This is a genomic window from Streptomyces sp. NPDC102278, assembly GCF_044766345.1.
In the GTDB taxonomy this organism is placed as follows: domain Bacteria; phylum Actinomycetota; class Actinomycetes; order Streptomycetales; family Streptomycetaceae; genus Streptomyces.
Window position 1 is genome coordinate 49,333 of the sequence record NZ_JBIWLV010000023.1, and the last position, 19,483, is coordinate 68,815.

General features: G+C 70.7%; 14 protein-coding genes. 3 read left to right on the top strand and 11 right to left on the bottom strand.

Annotated features, from left to right (window positions below):
* The first annotated feature begins 48 nt into the window (after positions 1-48).
* Entirely contained in the window at positions 49-720 is a 672-nt protein-coding gene (locus tag ACIRO3_RS33440; protein ID WP_404143105.1) for an HNH endonuclease family protein, read from the top strand.
* A gap of 313 nt (positions 721-1,033) precedes the next feature.
* Here ACIRO3_RS33440 and ACIRO3_RS33445 read toward each other — a convergent pair whose 3' ends face one another.
* From ACIRO3_RS33445 to ACIRO3_RS33455, 3 genes are all read right to left on the bottom strand, one after another.
* Complete coding sequence (locus ACIRO3_RS33445; protein WP_404143106.1) at positions 1,034-2,065, bottom strand: HEAT repeat domain-containing protein; 1,032 nt, start codon at positions 2,063-2,065, stop codon at positions 1,034-1,036.
* Between the two features lie 181 nt (positions 2,066-2,246).
* The gene (locus ACIRO3_RS33450; RefSeq protein WP_404143107.1) at positions 2,247-2,855 is read right to left on the bottom strand and encodes a hypothetical protein; all 609 of its coding nucleotides are present in this window, start codon (positions 2,853-2,855) and stop codon (positions 2,247-2,249) included.
* A gap of 390 nt (positions 2,856-3,245) precedes the next feature.
* A complete protein-coding gene (locus ACIRO3_RS33455; protein ID WP_404143108.1) occupies positions 3,246-3,707 on the bottom strand; it encodes a lamin tail domain-containing protein in 462 nt (153 codons plus the stop codon).
* Positions 3,708-4,266: 559 nt separating this feature from the next.
* Here ACIRO3_RS33455 and ACIRO3_RS33460 point away from each other — a divergent pair.
* Positions 4,267-5,037, top strand: coding sequence for a hypothetical protein (locus ACIRO3_RS33460; protein ID WP_404143110.1), 771 nt, complete (start codon positions 4,267-4,269; stop codon positions 5,035-5,037).
* A gap of 75 nt (positions 5,038-5,112) precedes the next feature.
* On the opposite strand, the gene ACIRO3_RS33465 is transcribed toward ACIRO3_RS33460, so the two are convergent.
* From ACIRO3_RS33465 to ACIRO3_RS33500, 8 genes are all read right to left on the bottom strand, one after another.
* A complete protein-coding gene (locus ACIRO3_RS33465; protein WP_404143112.1) occupies positions 5,113-6,021 on the bottom strand; it encodes a replication-relaxation family protein in 909 nt (302 codons plus the stop codon).
* Positions 6,018-8,606 carry an ATP/GTP-binding protein gene (locus ACIRO3_RS33470; protein WP_404143113.1) on the bottom strand — a complete coding sequence of 863 codons (2,589 nt, stop codon included), beginning with the start codon at positions 8,604-8,606 and terminating at the stop codon, positions 6,018-6,020. The genes ACIRO3_RS33465 and ACIRO3_RS33470 overlap by 4 nt, the downstream gene beginning before the upstream one ends.
* Before the next feature lie 670 nt (positions 8,607-9,276).
* A complete protein-coding gene (locus tag ACIRO3_RS33475) occupies positions 9,277-10,176 on the bottom strand; it encodes an NlpC/P60 family protein (protein WP_404143115.1) in 900 nt (299 codons plus the stop codon).
* Positions 10,177-10,397: 221 nt separating this feature from the next.
* On the bottom strand, positions 10,398-13,361 hold the full coding sequence (locus ACIRO3_RS33480) for a hypothetical protein (RefSeq protein ID WP_404143116.1): 2,964 nt from the start codon (positions 13,359-13,361) through the stop codon (positions 10,398-10,400).
* Positions 13,358-15,937 (bottom strand): ATP-binding protein, encoded by a 2,580-nt coding sequence (locus tag ACIRO3_RS33485; protein WP_404143118.1) that lies wholly within the window; start codon positions 15,935-15,937, stop codon positions 13,358-13,360. Before ACIRO3_RS33485 ends, ACIRO3_RS33480 begins: the two co-directional genes overlap by 4 nt.
* Positions 15,934-16,455, bottom strand: coding sequence for a hypothetical protein (locus ACIRO3_RS33490; protein ID WP_404143120.1), 522 nt, complete (start codon positions 16,453-16,455; stop codon positions 15,934-15,936). The genes ACIRO3_RS33485 and ACIRO3_RS33490 overlap by 4 nt, the downstream gene beginning before the upstream one ends.
* 20 nt (positions 16,456-16,475) lie before the next feature.
* The gene (locus tag ACIRO3_RS33495; protein WP_404143122.1) at positions 16,476-16,790 is read right to left on the bottom strand and encodes a hypothetical protein; all 315 of its coding nucleotides are present in this window, start codon (positions 16,788-16,790) and stop codon (positions 16,476-16,478) included.
* Positions 16,787-17,794 (bottom strand): conjugal transfer protein, encoded by a 1,008-nt coding sequence (locus ACIRO3_RS33500; protein WP_404143124.1) that lies wholly within the window; start codon positions 17,792-17,794, stop codon positions 16,787-16,789. The genes ACIRO3_RS33495 and ACIRO3_RS33500 overlap by 4 nt, the downstream gene beginning before the upstream one ends.
* Positions 17,795-18,323: 529 nt before the next feature.
* On the opposite strand from ACIRO3_RS33500, the gene ACIRO3_RS33505 reads away from it, so the two are divergent.
* Positions 18,324-19,349, top strand: a complete 1,026-nt coding sequence (locus ACIRO3_RS33505) for an ATP-dependent DNA ligase (RefSeq protein ID WP_404143125.1) — start codon at positions 18,324-18,326, stop codon at positions 19,347-19,349.
* Positions 19,350-19,483: the final 134 nt, after the last annotated feature.

Here is a 19,483-nt window from a genome sequence, read left to right on the forward strand (position 1 = left end):
AGTCGGGGTCTGTCGGAGGGGGTGGTGGCACAGCTACAACTCGGGCCCGTGATGATCACTGTGATGCGCGCGGCCGCCGCGATGGCCTTGGCCGTGCTCCCCTTGTCCCTGTCCACCCCCGCGCAAGCTCGGGCCGTCGTCCCCGAGGTCCTCCCGATCGGGGTGGCGGTCTCCGCGCTTCAGGTCGCGGACGAGTCCCGCACGGGCTACACGCGAACCGCCTTCAAGCACTGGACCGCCGGCGACAATCCGAGCGACGGCTGCAACACCCGCGCGGAAGTCCTCATTTCGGAAGCGATCGCCGCTCCCGAAGTCGGGCCGCGCTGCTCGCTGACCGGCGGGACTTGGAGTTCGTACTACGACGAAACCGCGGTGGACGGCGCCGGAGGTCTGGACATCGACCACATGGTGCCCCTCGCTGAAGCATGGGACTCGGGCGCCTCCGGGTGGACGGCGGCGCGGCGTGAGGCGTACGCGAACGACCAGGGGCAGGCGTCCTCACTCGTCGCGGTGACGGCACGGTCGAATCGACAGAAGGCGGACCAGGACCCGGCGGAGTGGCTGCCTCCGGCCGCGGGTGCACTGTGCCGGTATGCCTCGGAGTGGACGGCTACCAAGCTGCGGTGGGGCTTGGCCGTGGACGCCTTGGAACAGGACCGCCTCTACGACTTGGCCGCCGGCTGCGGCGGGGACAACGTCACCTACACCCCCGCCCCGTAAGCCGGGTCAGACGTGTGGCCCGCCCGCAGAATGGCGCGGGCCACACACTTCTGCGTGTCATGGCCGGTCATGCGTCAGGTTGTGCCGCCAGGGCGTTGCGGCCCGTGGCTCGGGTGCCGCGAAGCCAATTCGCATTGAAGCCGTCAAGGCTGTGCCGGCGAACTGCTCACGGATTCAGTGCGGCGGATTGGGCGTGATTTTGACGCGGGGAGAGCGCGGTGGGGGCTTCGTGCCTGCGGGCGTCGGTCCTCGTCGCCCGTCGACCGTCGGGAGGCTGCCGGGGGCCGGAGTGCGTTGGGCCGGATTGTCGCTGTCAACCGTGCAGGGCCCACGGGTCGTCTTTCTCCGCCTGGTCAGGTTGTTCGGGGTGGAGCATCTTTCGCATGCAGCTTCGTAGTCCCATCTCGCCTGATCCGCCGGCGTGGGCCATCCAGGGCAGGGCGTCCATGGTGCGGGCCCGCTCGTCGGTAGCGAGGTCCTCGGCGATGGTGTGCAGGTCGCGGGGGGCGGGTTCGTCGGTGAGGCAGAGCCAGCCGATCGCTGCGGCCAGCCGGACTTCGGGCGCCTGTGTACGGTCACGCCAGCGCTCAAGCATCCACGTGGTGGTCGGTGCGTGGGGGTGGGCGCGGGTGGCTTGGGCGGTGGCGAAGACCAGGGCGGCACGGACGGCCGGGTCTTGCTCGGCGGCGAGACGAGCGCCGAACGCGGAGCGGACGATCCGATCAGGGTCAGCGGAGGTGGCCAGTGCGTACGCCGCGTGGATGCGGATCGTCGGGTCGGGGTCGTTGAGAAGGGGTTGCAGGAGGGCGGTGTCGGCGGAGATCGCGGCCCGGGCGGCGGCGACCGACCAGCCCGCCGGATAGCCGGTTACCTCGACTCCGTAGTCGTCGTAGAGGTCGTCGTGTCGGGTGACGGCGCGGTGGAGCAGAAACTCACCGCGGGAGGCGACGCCGAAGTAGCGGGCGCGGGCCGGGGCGGAGACTTCGGTGAGCGCGGCGGCACGACGCGGGTGGTGGGTGTCGATGGCGATGCGGATCAGGAAGGGGACGCCAAGCACGGCGGCGGCCCGCATGTCGTTGGCGCACAGGCCGTCCACGACACCCGTTCCGGTGCGAACAGGCGAGTCGCCGGTACGCAGCAGGTCAACGGCCTCCCGAACGTGATCGCCCTTCGGGAAGTGCTGCCAGGGCACTTCGTCGAGCAGAAAGCCGTCCTTGGCCTCGGCCCGAATGCCGGCGACCACTGCCCGCACGTCGAACGGGCCGCCGGCGAACGAGGACAGCTCCGCACCGTCCATCAACGCCCGGCGCATCGCGAAGGTCGGATCGGTCCACCGCTTGCCCACGTCACGCCACCCCTCGCAGAGTCTGATCTGACGATCATGCCCGCACGGACCGACATCGGTGTCGGCGCACTGTGCCCGCATCGTGGTGCGGACACGAGTCCGGTGGGTCGAGCCCTGCGTTTACGCAAGACGGCTCGGTCGGTGCCATGCACATCGCCGGGGGCGGGTCGGTGGTCGTCGGTCAGCCGTGGGGGTGCCAGCCTCCGAAGCGGGCCAACAGGCTGCGGGTCGCGTCGACCGACAGGCCGAGATCGGTGGCCACCGTCCGCGGGTCCTGGTCGCGGGCGTCGTGGGCCGGCCAGTGGGCGGTGCGTTGGGCGATGAGGTCCAGGGTGCGGGCGGCTTTGATGGCGGCGGTCGGTGAGTCCTGGGCGAGGTCCTCGATCGCGGCGGTGACGGTCTGGAAGAGGGCTTCCAGCTCGACGGGCAGGGGAACCGTGGTGCCTGCGATGTCGCGGAGGTGGGTGTCCCAGTCCTCCTCACACTGTTCGGCGGTGGGCAGCCCGCTCTCGTGGAACGGGAGGTCGCCCGCCGTCGTCCAGTCGATGGTGCGGCCGGTTCCGGTCCAGCCGCAGGAGCACTCCGCCTGCAAGGCATGGGCCTTCGGACGCGGCTGGTAGGTGCCGGCGCCGTCGTAGACGGACCAATGCCGCACCTCCCAGCCCGTGCTGCCCGAGGCCGAGTCGAAGTAGACCGGCTTCGGGGTCGTCCCGTCATCGAGGAGCACACCCGCCCGGCCCTCGTGCGAGCGGCCGTACTCATCCGACGTCCACGTCTCATCGGTCTCCACAGACACCTCCAACACCAGCCCATCGGGCCGCGGTCCACGACCCCGGGGACGACGATCCCGCACCCCGGGGTGCACGCGGGACCAGAACCGGCAAGTTGACTCCGGACCACGATGAAGAACCCGGCAGGAAGCGGACCGGTGAACCGCCCTGCGCACCGGTCGGCACCGGGTCGGCGGCCGATCAACGGTGATCTTCAAAAGGGATATCGCCTGCCGTGTCACGGGACCGGGCCCTCGACATCGGGCGCGCCGGGCACGTGGAGCGCCCGGCCGCGCTTGGCGGCCGGGCGCTGGGCATGAGGGTGTGCCGGGCGGCTGGCGGACTGCCCGGCACACGTTCACTGGGGTTTCGGCTGCCGCCCGTTCACGGGAGGCTCGTCGTGGCCTGGGTTAGCGGCGGCGGCCCCAGGACTCGGTGTCGACGGTGCGGTTGCGGTCGTCGCGCAGGGTGGCGGTGTCGGCCCGGTTGTCCCAGATGTGGTCGCGCTTGCCCTGGAAGAGGTCGGTGCGGGAGTCGCGGCCGGATCCGGTGTGGATGCGGATGGTGGCGCGGCCGCCGATGCGGGTGTCGTTGAAGCGGTAGCGGTTGCCGTCCGCGTCGCGGAGCGTCCAGCCGCGAAGGTTGAGGGCCTGGCGGGTGGTGTTGCGGATCTCGACCCATTCGCCGTTCAGGGAGCGGTTGGAGCGGTCGTCGCGTCCGGGAGCGTCGGCCTGGACCCGGGAAATCTCCACCCGCGGGTGCCGGTCGTGACCCCGGTCCGCCGCGGTGGCGGGAAGTGCGGCGGCGGAAACGATCGCGCCGGCGGCCAGGACAGTGGCGCCGATACGGCGGGCGGTCGACGAAGCAGACATACGTGGCCCCTCAAGAACTGTGCCTCACCCGCCGATACGAGTGCTGTACCGGTGCGGGTGCCCGGCCCGTGGTGGGCCGAGGACCCAAACTTTCGACCCCACACGTAGCCGGATACAGCCCCTGACGAGGTCGGTTACCGACCCTGGACATTGCCGTGACGCACGCATGTGTACTACACACAGCCCGCGTGAGCGTGACCCTGACATTCACTGACCGCTACACCCACCCAGGACGCGCACGGCACAGTCGATCAACGCGCACCGGCGCACCACCGGGCGCACTCGATCGCCCCTCCACCCAACCGGAGCAGCAAGTTCCGTAACGGCCGTTCTGCACGATTCTTCGCACTCACAGGCGGAAACCGCAGGTCAGAACGAATCCGAGCCCGTCCCGGGTGCCCACCCCGTCCACTCGGCGGTGGGCCGGCCCGATACGCATGAGGGCGCCGCAGTTCGATTAGTGCGCAACCTCCAAAGCCGACAGGCACTGGGCCGCCACCGGGACGGCCCTGGGCGACGCCGTGCCCGGGGCGGCTGTGCACGGTGAGGGCTTCGGCCAGTGGCCGGCCACCCAATACCGAACGACGGCGGCTCCTCGTTCGACGTCCCCGTCGAGGGCGACATCGATTCGCAGCCGGTCCGTGTGTGGCTGGTGGACAGTACGTCTGGCATCGCGTATGTCTCACCAACGGCGTGGGCGGGGGTGCTCCCGGTGGGGCTGTCCCTCCTCCTGGCCGGTCTCCCAGCGGCGGTGGCGGTAAAGCACGTGCGCCGCCTCCACGTACAGCGCCCAGTGCTGTGGCCGCATAGATTCGCCGGGTCTGACGACGAGACGAGGAGCGGACCGTGGCGGGTGGCGGGGCGGGCGATGAGTGACAACTATTTGACGGTGATTCCGGCCGATCCGTACTGGCAGCCCGGTAAGGACGCGGCGGATCGAGCCGCAGTTGTGTTGTCCGGGATGCTTTCTGACGACGACGCCCGACGTGGTCTGGAAGCCAAGTGGCACGACAGCGTCGAGGTGATCCATTGCTTCGCCAACCTGGAGAAGATCTCCTGCCCGCGGTGCGGCACGGAACTCGCACCTGGCTGGTGGGGGGACGCCATCTCGCAGTGCTACGAAGAGAGCTTTTCGACGCTCATGGTGACGGTTCCCTGCTGCGACGTTGAGACGTCGCTTAACGAGCTGGTATACGACTGGCCGATGGGGTTCGCGCGGTTCAGAATCGAGGTTCTGTATCCGAACCGGGCTTGGCTGACCGACGGGGAGTTGGCCTCTCTCGCGGGTGCGCTCGGACATCCCGTGCGACAGATTCTCATCCACATCTAGTGCTGTGACCAGGCAGGTTTGGTGCGGTTGGCCGGTACCCGAGAGCGGTGGTCAGGCACCGCTCTCGGGGCGGCGTCACAGCTCTGTCCAGCCGCGGGGTTCGCGGTCTCCGGTGAGGGGTGTCCAGATCTTGGCGTGCGGGCCTTCGGCTTCGAGGTCTTCGAGGACGGTGGCTCCGAGCGGGACGGAGGTCCCGAGACGGGTGACGAGGTCGTGGTCGGCGGCCATGTGCCGCAGGTCGGTGATCCGGTTGGCCAGCGTCGGCCGGGCCGCCCCGGTGAGGACGAACAACACCCGGGGGAAGCGGGGATAGAAGCGCTGCCACGCGAGCATCGAGGCGCCCTGGTCGGCGACGGTGCCGCGCCGGGCCGGTTGGGGCGTGTAGTCGTGGAAGCGGGCGTAGGAGATGAGTTTGCGGGCCAGGCGTTCACTGCTCATGGTGGCCCGGTCGATCTCCACGAATGCCCGGTACTGGCGCCGGCGCGGCTGGGCGATCGTGTAGTGCAGGACGGCGTCGGCGATCAGCCGGTCCTCGCCGCCGGTGTCGGGGAGTCGGTGGGTGACCTCGGGAACCCAGTCCAGCGGCTCGTACTCGTCTCCCCGAACGCGCGCGTCCGCGAGGAACGCGAGGTGGGCGCGGACACCGGTGAGGGTGTGCGCGGCGCGCAGGCGGGCTGCGGCGGGGCTTTGGATGACGGTCGCGGCACGCCCGCGGAGCTCCGGCCAGTCCTGAACCGCCTGGGCTCCGGCGGGGGTGAGGAAGTGTGCTTGGAGGCGGTGGCTGCCGCCGAGCACGGTGTGCGCGATCAGCCCTTCCTCGCGCAGCGGCGCGAGTTCCTTGTGGATCTTTCGGGGTGGAGTGTTGGGGGTGAGCATCTGGTGGATCTGGTTGGTGGTCACCAGCCGGTGCTGGGCGATCAGGGCGAGGGCCCGGTGGGCGTGGGAGTCTGCGGTGGACGGCTGGATCATGGCTTCGGTGGTCATGCGTACTGGTCTCCCTCGTCATCATCAGTGGTGGTGGGCGGGGCGGCGCGCCTGGTGAGGAATGTGCGGATGCGCTGCTCCTGGGCGAGTGCGATGGTGGTGCGCTTGGACAGGGGGCGGGCGCCGGCGTTGTGGTGCGCGGTCTGGATGAGCGCGCCGACCTTCTTCGGTTCGGCGAGGTCCCCGAAGACCTCGGCGAGTTCGGGCCCGCGGATCAGCAGGGGGCCGATCCGCTTGCCGGCGACGGTGAAGGAGGCGTAGTGCCACCACCGGTCGAGACCCGCGACATCGCGGGGGGTGATGGTGCCGGGCCACTGGTCGGTGATCTCCGCGATGGCGTCGATCGAGCCGGCCGTCGTGGACAGGCAAGAGGCGTTTTGCATCAGGGCGGTGCGGGTGGTGGGGCTGAGACGGTGCAGGAGCTGCGTCATTCCGTGCAGCCGGCATCCGAACTTGCGGAGCTGCTCGGTGATCTCCGCGAGAACGCTGGAAGTGCCCTGGTCGAGTGAGATCAGCTCGTCGAGGTAGAAGCGGAAGGAGCGTCGCCGCTTCGCGGGGAGGTCGCGGCGCGACAGGCCGGCCCGGAGGAAGTCGTGGACGATCAGCGACACCAGCAACCGGTCGGTCGGCCCGGTTCCCGGCGGACAGATCCACAACACCCGGCCTCCGTCCATGGCGCGGCGCATGTCGTAGCCGCTGAGCGGACACCCCAGAAACGCCCGGACGACCGGGGAGGACCCCAGCCGTTCCAGGGGGTTCAGGACGACGGAGAGACCGTCTTTCGGGATGTCGGGGAACGTGGTCATCCACCATTGCCGGGCTTCCGATTCCAGCGTGGCGAGCACGAGATGACGAAACGTCGGATCGGTGAGCAGGGTACGGATTTGGAAGATGGTGGCCTGCCGGGTCTCGGCGCCGGCCGCGACGGCGGCGACGTTGACGCATACCAGCGCCTCGACGGCCTTCGTCAAGATGGTCAGCGCGCGCGGCGCGCTCACATCCCCCCACCCCAGGGCGCTCGCGAAAGCCTCGACCACCGCGGCGCTCACCTCGTGGGCGGGCTGCCGGCTGCTCATGTCGATCAGGTTCCAGCACCCGAGCATGTCGCCGTCCTCGCGCACTGTCAGGTCGAAGAGCGCGACGCGGTCCATCAGGTCGTCGTGCGCGAGATATGGGGCGACGTCGCCGAAGGAGTCACCATGCGGGTCCACGAACGCCAGACCACGCCCGTTGTGCGCGCTCGCGACGGCCTGGACCTGCGCGCGCATGGTCTTGCCCCAACCGGCCTTGCCGGACTGGACCTCGAACAGGGTGTCGTCCTCCGGGGTGGCCAGGAGACGTTCCCGCCCGTCAGGCCCCCGATACCAGCCCTGCGGGATCAGATCCTTGCCCTTTTCGTAGGTCGGGATGTCGCCTTCCATCAAGGCCACCCGCGCCGCCGCGGTGGTCGGCTTCAGGAAGCCGGCCAACTCCTCGATGTGGGCCCACCCGCCTCGCGCCGGCCGCATCAGCGCGGTGGCCCAACGCTGGTCGAAACGCTCCCGCCACGGCCATCGGTCCGGGCCGATCCGTACCGGCCCGAGCGACCAACCGATCGAGGACAGACGGGAGGCACCCGCGTAGACATCCATGGCCGCACTGATCCGCGCCATGCGCTGCTCCGCGCGCTTGTCCTTGTTCGAGGCGCAGCGCACCATGATCTGCACCCGCACCAGACCCGGGCTGTGGGCGAGCTTGCCCAGGACCTCATCTCGGTCGAGCCGGCGGGGCTGCGGTGAGATCACCATCTGCCCGCGCGGAGTGCCCCGCCACTCGGCCGGGTCGAAAAGCTTGCCCAAGGCGACAGGCATACTGTCGCCCGTGTTCTGGGTGACCCACCGCGCGTCCCGCCTCGCTTCCCGCCGCGCCATCTCGCGCGCCCGCTGCATGGTCTGTAGGCGGCGAGCGGCAAGGTGCCAACGGGACGCGGGTGAGAGGTCCACACACACCTCCGCCATGTCCCCCAGGTCGGCGTTCAGACCGGCGACGGCGTCGAGGAGCGGTTGCAGCGGGTCAGGATCCAACGGAACGTCACGCAGGCGGGATCCGGGCTCCCCGTGCAACGTGAGCACCGCACGCACCACGTGATCGCGTCGCTTATCGGCGACCGGCGCGCACGCCTTGACGCGGACCCGCTCTCCGTAGGGGGTCTGCGTCAGCATGGCGTGGGCGCTCGACGGGGCCTCGATGCGGTAGGTCAGAGGCCGTACGCCGTCGGCGCGCAACCGCAGGCGCAGCGTTCGGGCCCGCCGCGGCGTCCACCACGGGCCCGAGCCGGCGGCCCGCGCGAGTTGCATGCCCTGGCGCCAGATCTGTTCGGGGCTCGGGTCGAAGTGCGGCGCGGGCGTCACCTCGAAATAGGTCCGCCGCGAAAGCGCTTCCGTGGCCAAGCGCCGTTGCACAGCCTCCCACCCCAGCCAGACGACGGCCGCGGCCAGTGCGAGCCACCACGTGTTCGCCAACATCCAGTCGGTGAACGCTGCCAGGGTGTCGAGCAACGTAGCGCCCATGGTGAGTACGCCGGATGCCATCAGGTGCGGTTCCATGCTTTTGCTCCGTTCTGGGTGTAGTTCACGGTTGCGGTGCGTCCGTCGAGGAAGGTCCCGGCCGGGTCGGCGCCGGCCCATACCAGCCGCACCACCGCCCGCAGAGGGCCCGTCGCCGCGACCTGCCGGTGGGTCTGGGGTGCGCCGGTGGACGTTCGCGGTGTGGGGGTGGTGTCGCGGCGGGCGGTGGCGGCTTGGATCCGGACCCGCGTGTATCCGGCGGTCTCGCCGAGCCACGCCGTGCGCCCGAGGACGAGTAGCCGCTGCTCGTCGCGGGGCGGGAGGTCCGGGGCGCTGGCCCGGTCGAGGGCGCGTTGAATGATCGGGTCCGCGGCCGGTCCCGAGTCGGGCGGCGGGAGCTCGCCAGGCCCCGACGCGGCGCCGGACTGTGTCGGTCGGGCCGGCTCCGACGGCGCTGAAGCGGCGTCCGTTGCCGGCTGTCCCGGGGTGTCGTGCCGGGTGGATGACAGGCCCGGCACCGTGTCGCGGCCTTCGGGAGGCGAAGCCGGCGACGTGGGGGAGTTCGTGGTGGCCACGCTGTGGGATCTGGGGGAGCCCGCAGAACGCTCCGGGGCGGGTGCCCGTAGCCCGAGGTGGAGGAGGAGGGCCCCGGCGGTGGTGAGGATGGCTGCGGCCGCGAGAAGCCGGCCGCCGGTCCAGCGAGGGGTGTTCACAGGAGCCTCGTGCCGCCCGCGTAGTCGGGCATGGCGGTCACGGGGTCGATGCGGACCGGTTTCCCGGGGCGGGGCGCGTTGATCATCTTTCCGTCTCCGAGGTAGATGCCGACGTGGTGGATGAGGGAGTCGGCTGTGGGGCTGTAGCCGTAGAAGATGAGGTCACCCGGTCGCAGGGCACTGATCCCGGCCGATGCCGGGATCCGCCGGCCGACGCCGGCTTGGGCGGCGGCGGTGCGCGGCAGGTTGATGCCGGCTTTCGCGAACGCGTACTGCGTGAGCCCGGAACAGTCGAAGCCGGTCACGGTGCGGCCGTCCTGCCCGCCGGGCGAACAGCAGATCCCTGTCGTCGCGCCGCTGGGGCCGCCCCCGCCCCAGGAATAGGGCTGTCCCTGTTGGGCCAGGGCGGCTTGGATGACGGTGCCGATGCTGCCCGAGGGCATGGTCGGTACTTTGCCCAGGGCGTCGTAGCGGTCGATGCCGACCATGACGTCGTCCACGTACGCCCACGACAGGTTGTAGGTGTGGATGGCCGCCCGAAGCTGTTCGCGGTCGGTCAGGTCGCGGCCTTTGCCGCACAGGTAGACGGCGGCCGAGAGGGCGGCGTCGTCGCCATTGTGCGGGTTGACCACCTTGTCGCCGTTGCCGTCCTTCCCATACGCGCGAAACGTTTCCGGCAGGAACTGGAAGGGCCCCACGGCCCGTTCGTACTGATCGTCGCCGTCCCACAATCCGCCGTCGGTGTCGGTGATGGGGGTGGTGTTCCCGCCGGCCCCGGATCCGTCGAGGCGGGGGCCGACGATGTGCGGGGTGATGTCCCCGCTCGCGCCGACCGCGTGACCGGCGGCATGGTCGGACTCGATGCGGGCGATCCCCGCCAGGACCTGCCACCGCATCCCCTTACACCCCGACACATGCGCGGTGACTTGCGCGGCACCGGTGAGGTAGGCGGCCATCATCCGTTCCGGGACCCCGGCCTCGGCCGCGCTCACCCCTGCGGTCACCGGCCCTGACCCCGCCTGGCTCGTGGCCGCCACCGACATGAACACGCTGGCAGTGCACCCCACGGCGGCCAACAAGAGCATGAAGCCCAAGCATCCGAGCTTCTTCCAGGCCTTCACTGGTCACCGCCGTCCGTGCGGTCGGCTTCGCGGCGACGTCGCGCGGCGTCGGCCTGTTCCTGGAAGCGGCGGCGCAACCGGTAGGCGTTCTCGCTGCCCGTGTTGTCTGCCTGGGATTCGGGCGCGGGGTGGGGCGTGGGTCGTGCGTCGCCGGTGGGCGCGGGGGTGTACGGGGACGGGGTGGTGGGCCGGGGGCGGATCGGTTCGGGACGCGGAGTGGTTTCCCTCTGGAAACTGCCCGACGTCGCGGGCGCCGCGGTAGCGGGGCGTGGCGCCGACGTCGAGCGCGGGATCGGCGTGGACAGGGGTGTTGACGGAATGCGGGTGGCGAGATCGGGCCGGGAGGTGGGGCGGATTCGGGAGGGCGCGGGCATGCTGCCGCTGTCCCCGCCGGGGGGTGTGGCGAGGCGGGTGATGCCGGCGCGCGGTCGGGGGGCCGCCTCGGGGGCGGTCGGGGTGGAGGTGTAGATGGCCGCGCTGATCGCGGTGTCGCGGATGCCCCGGTGGGCCAACTGTCCGGCCTCATGCGTGCCGTCGATCAGCGGCTGCCAGGAGGCGGCGTCCTCCCGTAGCCGGTGGTGGGCGACGTCGAGTTGCTGGCGGACGTCGGTGGTGAACTCCGATTTGGCGACGCTCGCGCGGCGCAGGGTGTCGGGCAGTGCCATGGTCGCGCCGTACCCGACGCGTGCGGTGCGGGCGGCGACCCGATAGCCGCGCAGGCGTGAGGCACGGGCGTGGATGCGGGACCCCAGCAGCGGCCGGTCCGTCGCCGGGTCGTGCAGGATCTGCCCCGTCCACTCGTCGACCACCATCTCGCCCCGAGCACCCTGGGCGCCGGCCAGACCGTTGCCGGCGACGGAAGACAGGAGCGCCCCGGCCGGGTGACGGGCCGGTTTGGGTCCGATGAGCGCGGTGTGGGCGCCGCGCAGGAGCATCGCGACGGGTGCGAAGCCGCGGCGCCCCTCGGCGAGGGCGTCGCCGAGTAGCCGGCCGGGTGACATCGGGGTGCCGGCGCCGTCGGCCATCGCGGCGAGGGTGCCGATCGATCCCCGAAGCCCCAGCCCCAGCCCCAGCCCAAGGCCGGTTCCGGCGCCGCTTGCACGGTCGGCGCCGTGCAGGCCGATGGCCGCGCCGATCTCGGAGTTGTCGCCGGTCAGGTGGCTGCCGCCGACCTTCTTGTAGCGCATCCGGGTCGCGAGGCGTTGCCCGAATCCGGCCGTGGCGGCCAGGATCCGGCGGTGCATGATCAGGAACGCGACGGCGATGGCGTCCACGAGAAGGAGTCGTTCGACCATGACGTCGGGGCCGCTGTCGGCGAGGACGGCGTTCACGGCGATACCGAACATGGGCAATGCCATCGCGGCGACGAACGAGACCATGGCGGAGACGATGAACACGCCGACCCAACGCCACAGGAGCATGCGGGAGGGTCCGGGGAGCATCGACCACACCCACGCGATGGGTCCGGCGGCCGCGGCGGCCGCCTCGGCGCCCTGGGCGCCGAGCATGACCACCGACATCGAAAGGACCATCAGCGTCACGACGATCACCGCGATGAGCAACGCGACGACCGACCAAACACGTTCCCACGTGGCCTTTTGCGCGAACTCGGCGCACAGCTTGCCGGCCGCGCCGGCGGCTTTCAGGTTGGTGATGTGCTGCTCGAAGGTGACGTTGCGCGCGGGCCCGTTACCGCTCTCGCAGTACGGCTTGGCCTCCTCGTCCAGCTTGGCGCAAGGGTCGTTGTCGGACAGGCAGTAGTCCAGGGAAGGCCCGTTCAGATCCCGGCAAGGGTTCTCCGCCTTCCCCGCGGCGGCCGACCTCTCGCAGTACTTTTTGGCGGGAGACCAGTCCGGCAGCAGCCTGCAATCCTCCGAGGGCGTGGCATCGGGCGGAAAGTCGGTCTGGTTCCGCTCGCAGTTGTCTTTGATCGGCCCGAAGGTGCCTTCGCAGTTTTCGCGGGCTTCGTCGGTGATAGCCGCCTCGCCCGGCTTCTTACGGGGCTCGTGGTTGCTCTTGACCCACTTCACGTGCGCCGCGTACGCCGGCTTCTCGTTCACGTCCTTCGGATTCAGGACCCGGCCGTATTGCAGGAGCATGTAGGGCTTGACGACCAAGGCGTCGATGAGCGCGTTCTGTATCGGGCCGGTTGTCGTTTTGGGGTCGGAGCGCACCCGCTCGCGTTCCTTCAAGCAGCCCGGGTTCGGCGGGCCGGTTCCGGTCGCGCAGGAGTCGGGGCCTCCGAAGTAGGAGGTGGTGGTGATCGACGCGACCTCGATGGCTGCCCGATGGGTCTGGGCGACCGGCCCCTCTTTGCCGAGCAGGTAGTCGGGGCGCACGAAAGCGCTGGCCGCGAACGCGACGATGAACAAGGTCAGCATGATTTCGCCGAGCCCGGTGCCGACCTTCCCCCGGACGGCCAGGATCAGACCGAACGCGAAAGCCCATGCCAAGAACAGGCCCTGGATCCCGAGAGGTGCGACCACGTGGCGCGCGTAGGCGTCCGCGAGTTTCTGCGCGGGGTCCGTCAGAAGGGTGGTAATGGGGAACCGGAACACGAATCCGATGAGCCAGCACGCCAGGCCCACAAGTAGCCGGACCAGGGTGAACAGGCCTCCCATCACCATCCGTTGCAGTTCGCCGACCACGTCGTAGGGCATGCCGCCGGTGGTGATCGCGACCTCGGCGGGGGTGCGCCCCACGTTCGGAGACAGGCTCTCCAGTTGGTAGCCGCTGAGCGGGGCGCCCTCGCTGCTGTAGACGTCCAGGGGGCCGAGCAGGCCCCCGCCAGAGGTGGCGCCGTCCGCTGCCATCGCCACCGACGTGTTCGTCACGAGGAACACCAGGGTGAGGAGTGCGACGAAACCCGCCGCGCGCAGGGTGCCCCGGTCGACGCGGGCCGTCCACCGGCGTATCCCGGCCGCGACCCACCACAGCGCGGGCACGGTGTCGGTCTTCACAGGGTCCTCCTGCCGGCAGCCTGCGGGGCCTTGCGGCCGGGGGTGGTGTAGATGGCGTCCTTGATGCGAGGGACGGCGGGGACGACGACCTTGATCCGGCCGATCTGCATGCGCGGGTCGCGCAGAAGCATCTCCCCCTCGCGACCGACCTGGCCGACGGGCGACAGACCGGTGGTCACCAGTCGGATCAGGTCCTCGTCCTCGCCGTCGAGCCCGAGGAATTTCAGGCCGCGGGCGGCGCGGGCGCTGTCGGTGGTGCGGGAGAGGTAGCGGTAGGCGATCAATCCGGCGTCCTTGCCGAGTTCCTCGAAGTCGTGGGCGCCCATGAACACGCCGGCGCCGTGCTTGCGGCCGTCGTGGAGGATCTCGTGGATCAGGGCGGCGCCCTCGGCGGAAGAGGTGAGCCAGTACACCTCGTCGAGAGTGACCAGACAGAACCGGTCGGGCTCGGTGAACGCCGCCTGGCGGGCGATGGCCGCGATCAGATACAACACCGCCCGCCCGATCAGAGCCTCCAGCGGCTGCTGACGCAGAATCTCTGCATTGGCGAAGGCCTCCTTCGGGGGCAGGGTCAGGCCGGCGGTGGTGACCACCACCATGTCCGCGCCCATGTCCCCATCCAGCGTCACCGGCGGCAGATCCGGATCGAAGACCATCCCGGCGAGGGGATTCCCGCGGACGATCCGCAGAAGGTCGGCCATCGTGGCGGCCGCGTCCGCGCGACTGCTCCCGCCGGTCTTCGCAAGGGCCGCCAAGACGTCAAGGACCTTGCCCATGGACGGGTCCGGGCCCCCGGACACCTCCTCGACCGCGTGGTGCAGCACGGCGCCGGCGGCCGTCATCGCCCCGACCCCGAGTTGCAGAGTCAGATACGACAGGGCGTAGTGCGCTCCGATGGCCCCGCCGAAAACGCGCAGGGGGTCGATGGAGATGTGGGCCTGGGCGGCGTCGATGATCTGGCAGCGCTCGCCCATGGACGAGCGGGCGAAGGTGGCCCATTCCCGGATCGGGGTGCGGTCGATGACGATCGCGCGCCCGCCGCGGTCCACCACTGCGGCGGTCACTTCCTTCGCCAACACACTCTTGCCGCCACCGAGGTCGCCGCACACGGCGCTGGACGCGGACGCGTGGACCTGAGGAGCGTCGGCCGGGTTGATCAGAACGGGGCGGATCGTGCCACTGTCGAGATCGTGTCCGATCATGATCCCCGTCGGATCCCCCACCCGAGACAGCGTCAGGGCGCCGGCGGCGGCCCAGTCCTCGGAAAGCTGATGCTGGGTGAACTGCAAGAGCTGCGGGGCCCGCGCCGTCCCGGGCAGGGACAGGGCGAAGAGGTCCTCTTGCATGCCGTAGGGGCGGACCACCCGGTAGTCGCCACCCGACAGGGCCGCCGAGAGCTCCCGGGCCCGCGCGTCGCAGGTGGCCGCGTCGCCGGCCCACACGGTGAGCACGGTGACCGACTGGACCTCCACCTCCACCGACGTCCGCGCCATGCGCGCGTCCTCCTCCGCGAGGTCCCCGGCCGCGTCCGGCAGCGAGTGCGGCATCCCGGTGGGCTGCGCCCCGTACTGGTCGGCCTGGTCGAGCAACTCGCGCTTCTTGCGCTGCACCTGCGCACGCGCTTTCTTCGAGGGCACCACCCGCAGGTCCACCGTGACGTCGATCGGGAAGGGCAAGCCCTCCAGTTGGGCGAGGATGTCGGCGGCCTCCACCGACACCGCGGGCGGGAGCTCCGCCAACACCAGGTGCGATTGATAGCCGGTACCGTCCTCGGACTCGACCTGAAGCCACCGACGCCCCAACGGCGAGGACGTCGCGGCGGAACGCCACCACGGCCGCTTGCTGCCGCTCGCGGTGCTCGTCTTCTCCTCGCCGGCCTCCTGGCCGCCCTCGGCGACACGGATGTCGCCCAGGTCGGCGTACGAGGGGGACTGGAGCCGGCCCGCGTGGACGCGGCTCCCGTACAGCGGGCTGTGCTGGGCGTCGGACAGGAGCGGTTCCTGTGACAGGCCGCGGTGGACGGCGTGCTGGAGCATCCACACGATCTCGGCCGGGGACGCGGGCCGTAGTCCGAGACCGCCCCCGAGTGAGGATTGGATGCGGTCGGCGTCGGCGAACGCGGCCGTCACCTCCGGCTCGGGAACCGGGATCGGCGCGAGGTTCAGGTTCGCGGAGAGTTCGCAGTAGAGGGCGGACAGGGACGCGGCCGCGGTCGAGCCGTTCGAGGCGACGGGCACCGCGAGCCACAGAGTGCGCTCGTGCATCTCGCGGTCCGCGAGGAGATCGACGGCGGCCGCGCACGTCTCGGCCCACTCCGGAAGCCGGCGCCAATCCACGTCGGCCACCATGCGCTCCGCGACCTCCCCGGGGTCGGTACGGGCCGCGAGGACGAACAACCGCGGATCCATACCGGGCATCGACCGCACCAGAGACGTCACCCGACCCAACAGCTCTTGGTGCACACGGGCGGGCAGGTAGCCCCCGGGGAGCGGGGTGACCTTCCATACCGCCCACACCCGGCCCGTGGTGGACCACAGCAGATGACCGGCCACATGCCGAAACGGAGTCCTGATCACGCCGCGCTCCTCTCGGCCTGCTCGGCGTCGGCCAACAGCCGCGCGAGACCCGAACCACTCGCCGCACGCGGGACCGTCTTCAGCGCGCCGACCCGCGCGCCGGCCATCGCGGGGACCGGTGCCGTCGCGAGCGCGGCGGCGGATGCGGCCGCGAGGGCGGGGGCGCACTGGATGACGAACCGGGCCCGCAGAACGCTGGGCGCCTTCTCGCGGGCGACCCGCCCGCCGATCCGGCCGGCGGGGTGACGCACGAACAGAGAGAGGGCGCCGAACGCGGCGGTGAACGGGTTCTGACCGGCGATCTGCGCACCGCGCACCGCCCAAATGGCCCCCACCCACAACCCGATCGGGACCGGTCCGGCCCACGACCACCAGTCGTAACCCTTGATCAGGGCGAAAGCACCGCCCCCGATGACGACCAACTGCGCGGGCGTGTAGGGCCCGAACCAGATCACCCAGTCCCCGAGCTTCCCCAACACCCACGGGTGACGGCGGGCGCTCGTATAGTTGCGGGCCACGCCCGGGCGCCCCGACTTGCTCACAGCACACCGCCGCTCGACCCGCCGGGCCGCGAGACGTACACGGTGACCGGCCCGGCGCTCTTGGACGGGTTCTTGATCTCGTCGGTGACCTTCCCCGACAGATCATCCTGGGCGGCGTAGATGGCGAGCGCGATCACCATCGCGAGGAGTGCGCCGATGGCGGCCTTCATGGACAGCTTGCGGGCGATGGTGATCAGCACGATCGCGGCCAGAGCGACCTTGATCCCGTTGTCCGTCCACCCGGCCAGAGTGCCGATGAAGGAATCGCCGAGATCCTTGAACTCGCCTGCCAACATCACGGAGGTGTTCATCGGGCACCGCCCGAAACCGTGGCGGTGGCGCCGGGCGACGGCGAGACGGCGGGCGACGCGGTCGGCGTGCCGACACCTGTCTCCAGGGCGCTGACCTCCCACCGGCCGGCGCGCGCGGTCACCTCCACCCGATACACCAGCGGCCACCGCGTACCGGCTCGGTCCTCACCGACCACCCGCACCCGCACCCGGGCCCGCGTGCCGTCGGCCGGGGCCGCGTCACCGGCGGTCTGCTCGGCGTCGGCGGTGACGTCCTCGACGTCGACCTTCGTATAGGCACTCGCACCCGGCGGGGTCACTTGTACGCCGGGGGAGAGGTAGTGGTCGAGGCCCGCGCTCTGTCCGCCGGCCAGGTAAGCGCGGACGAACTCACCGAGGGTGATGGCGAGCGGCCCGTCGGCGGCGACGGTGTGCGTGAACCGGGACGCGGGAGCCTTCGCGGTCTCGGGCGCGGCTACCTCCGCCGGCGATCCCTCGATCGCGAGGGGGCCGCCGTTCTCGCCGCCGGTCCCGGACACCGCGAAGTACCGCGCCGCAGGGGCGGGGATGCCCGTCGAGCCGGCTGCGGGCGTCGCGGTTCGGTCGGTGACGGCCGCGACCACCACGGTCCACCCCCCACCCGGGGCGAAGGCCGTGCGCAGGGCGACAACCCGGGCACCCGCGGGCTTCTCCTTCTGCTCGCCGGTCCGCTTGGGAAATTCGACTTCGGGGGCCATGGCGCGCACGGCGGTCCCGATGCCGTTGTCGGGGCTGGCGGCGTCAGCGCGCAGCCACAGGTCGACGAACATCGCGGCCGCCCCGGCCGGATCGCCGGCCGGTCGGGCGGCGCCCTGGACACTGGGCGCGGGTGCCGCCTGGGCGGCGGTGGTCCGCGGCGTCAGGAACGCGACGGCCAGGGCGAGGGGCCCGGCCGCGAGCGCGGTCCACACCCCGATCCGGATCAGGTTCGGGCCGCGCGAGACGGATCGTCCGGTCGGAACGGTCTCCGGTCGCGTGGTCCGCAACGGGGTTGAGATCGTTCGGCGGATGCGCCGTGACGGGCGGGGTGGGGAAGTGGACGGACGGGTCATCGTGTCGCCTCCGGGGAAGTGGGATTCGCTCTGCCCCAGGCAACGGCTCCGACCTCACCGGTTTACTCACCACGGCAAGCCCTTCGGCGTCACGAGGACACAACTCCTCGTCGTGGTGAGGCACCGGTGACTCACCACGACGCCGGTGAAACTCCCCATCGCAGGTCACAGCCCTGCACGTGGCGAACTCACCGGCCCGTGAGGAGAGCTCCGGCGAAAGTCACCGGCTCACTCACCGCCCCGGCGGCCGCTACCCCGTGCACTCACCGCCCCAAGTCACCGGCAGCGAACGACGGCCGGTGAGTCACCGGCGCGACTCACCGGCGCGACTCACCGGACCCGCGCGTGGTGTCGCGGTCGTCGTCCGTCGCTTCGGCCGTATGGAGGCCCCCGCCGTGCCGGCGTCGGGCACGGCGTCCACAGTGATCTTGGAAAGGATGGCGAGCGCTGAGGAGACAGTCGGGTGACGTTGAGACCGCCGGTACAGCCGATGCTCGCGCAGGCCGCGGAGTCGGTGCCGGGCCCCGGCGTGCTCGGCCCACTGGCTTTCGAGCAAAAGTTCGACGGATTCAGGGCGCTGCTGTTCACCCCGGCCGGGCCCGGCGGCCGGGTGCTGATGCAGTCCCGGCGCGGCGCTCTGATCCAGGACCGGTTCCCCGATCTCGCCGCGGCCGCCGAACAGCAACTGCCCGACGGCCTGGTCCTCGACGGCGAACTCCTCATCTGGGACCCCGAGGAGGGCCGGCTTTCCTTCGAGGCGCTGCAACGCCGTGCGGCCGTCCGCGGCCGCAACGCCCCACCCTTGGCGGCCCGCTGGCCGGCCTACTTCGTCGCCTTCGACGTCCTCCAACTGGGCGGCGAAGAGATCATGAACCGTCCCTATGTCGAGCGGCGCGCTCTGCTTGAGGACCTGTTCGCCGACCACGGGCTGACGGCCCCATGGACGCTGTGCCCCATGACCACCGACCTGGCCACCGCCCGGGAATGGCTGGAGACATGGACCGATGTCAGCGGCGTCGAGGGCCTGGTGGTCAAAGGCATGAACCAGCGCTACACCCAAGCCGCCAGAGGCTGGTACAAGATCCGCCGAAGAGACAGCACCGAGGCGGTCATCGGAGCCGTGACCGGGACCCTGGCCCGCCCGCAGCTTCTCGTCCTTGGCCGCCACGACTCCACAGGCCGACTACGCGCGGTCGGCCGCACCGTCCCCCTGCGCCCGGACGCGTCCCGCCTGGTTGGCGAGTACCTGGCCGCTGCCGCCCCCGGACACCCGTGGACCGGAGTCCGCTTCGCCGCGGCGTGGGGGTCTCGCGACGTACTGGACGCGACCCTCGTACGGCCTGACCTGGTGGCGGAGGTCAGCGCGGATCGGGCCATCGACCGCGGCGGTGTCTTCCGCCACCCCCTGCGATTCAAACGGCTGCGCACGGATGTCACGGTGGAGGATGTCCCTCGGTTCGGTGTCGGCCCGAACACCGCCGCGGGGTGAGGCCCACCGACGCTGAGATGCCTCACAGCCCGTCTCAATGTCAGACCCGCCGCTCAGAGTCCTGGCTGATGGGGTCGGTCCCGGGGCCACCAGCACCAAAACACGGCGCTTCCCTGGTCTGCTCGGGGGTGGTC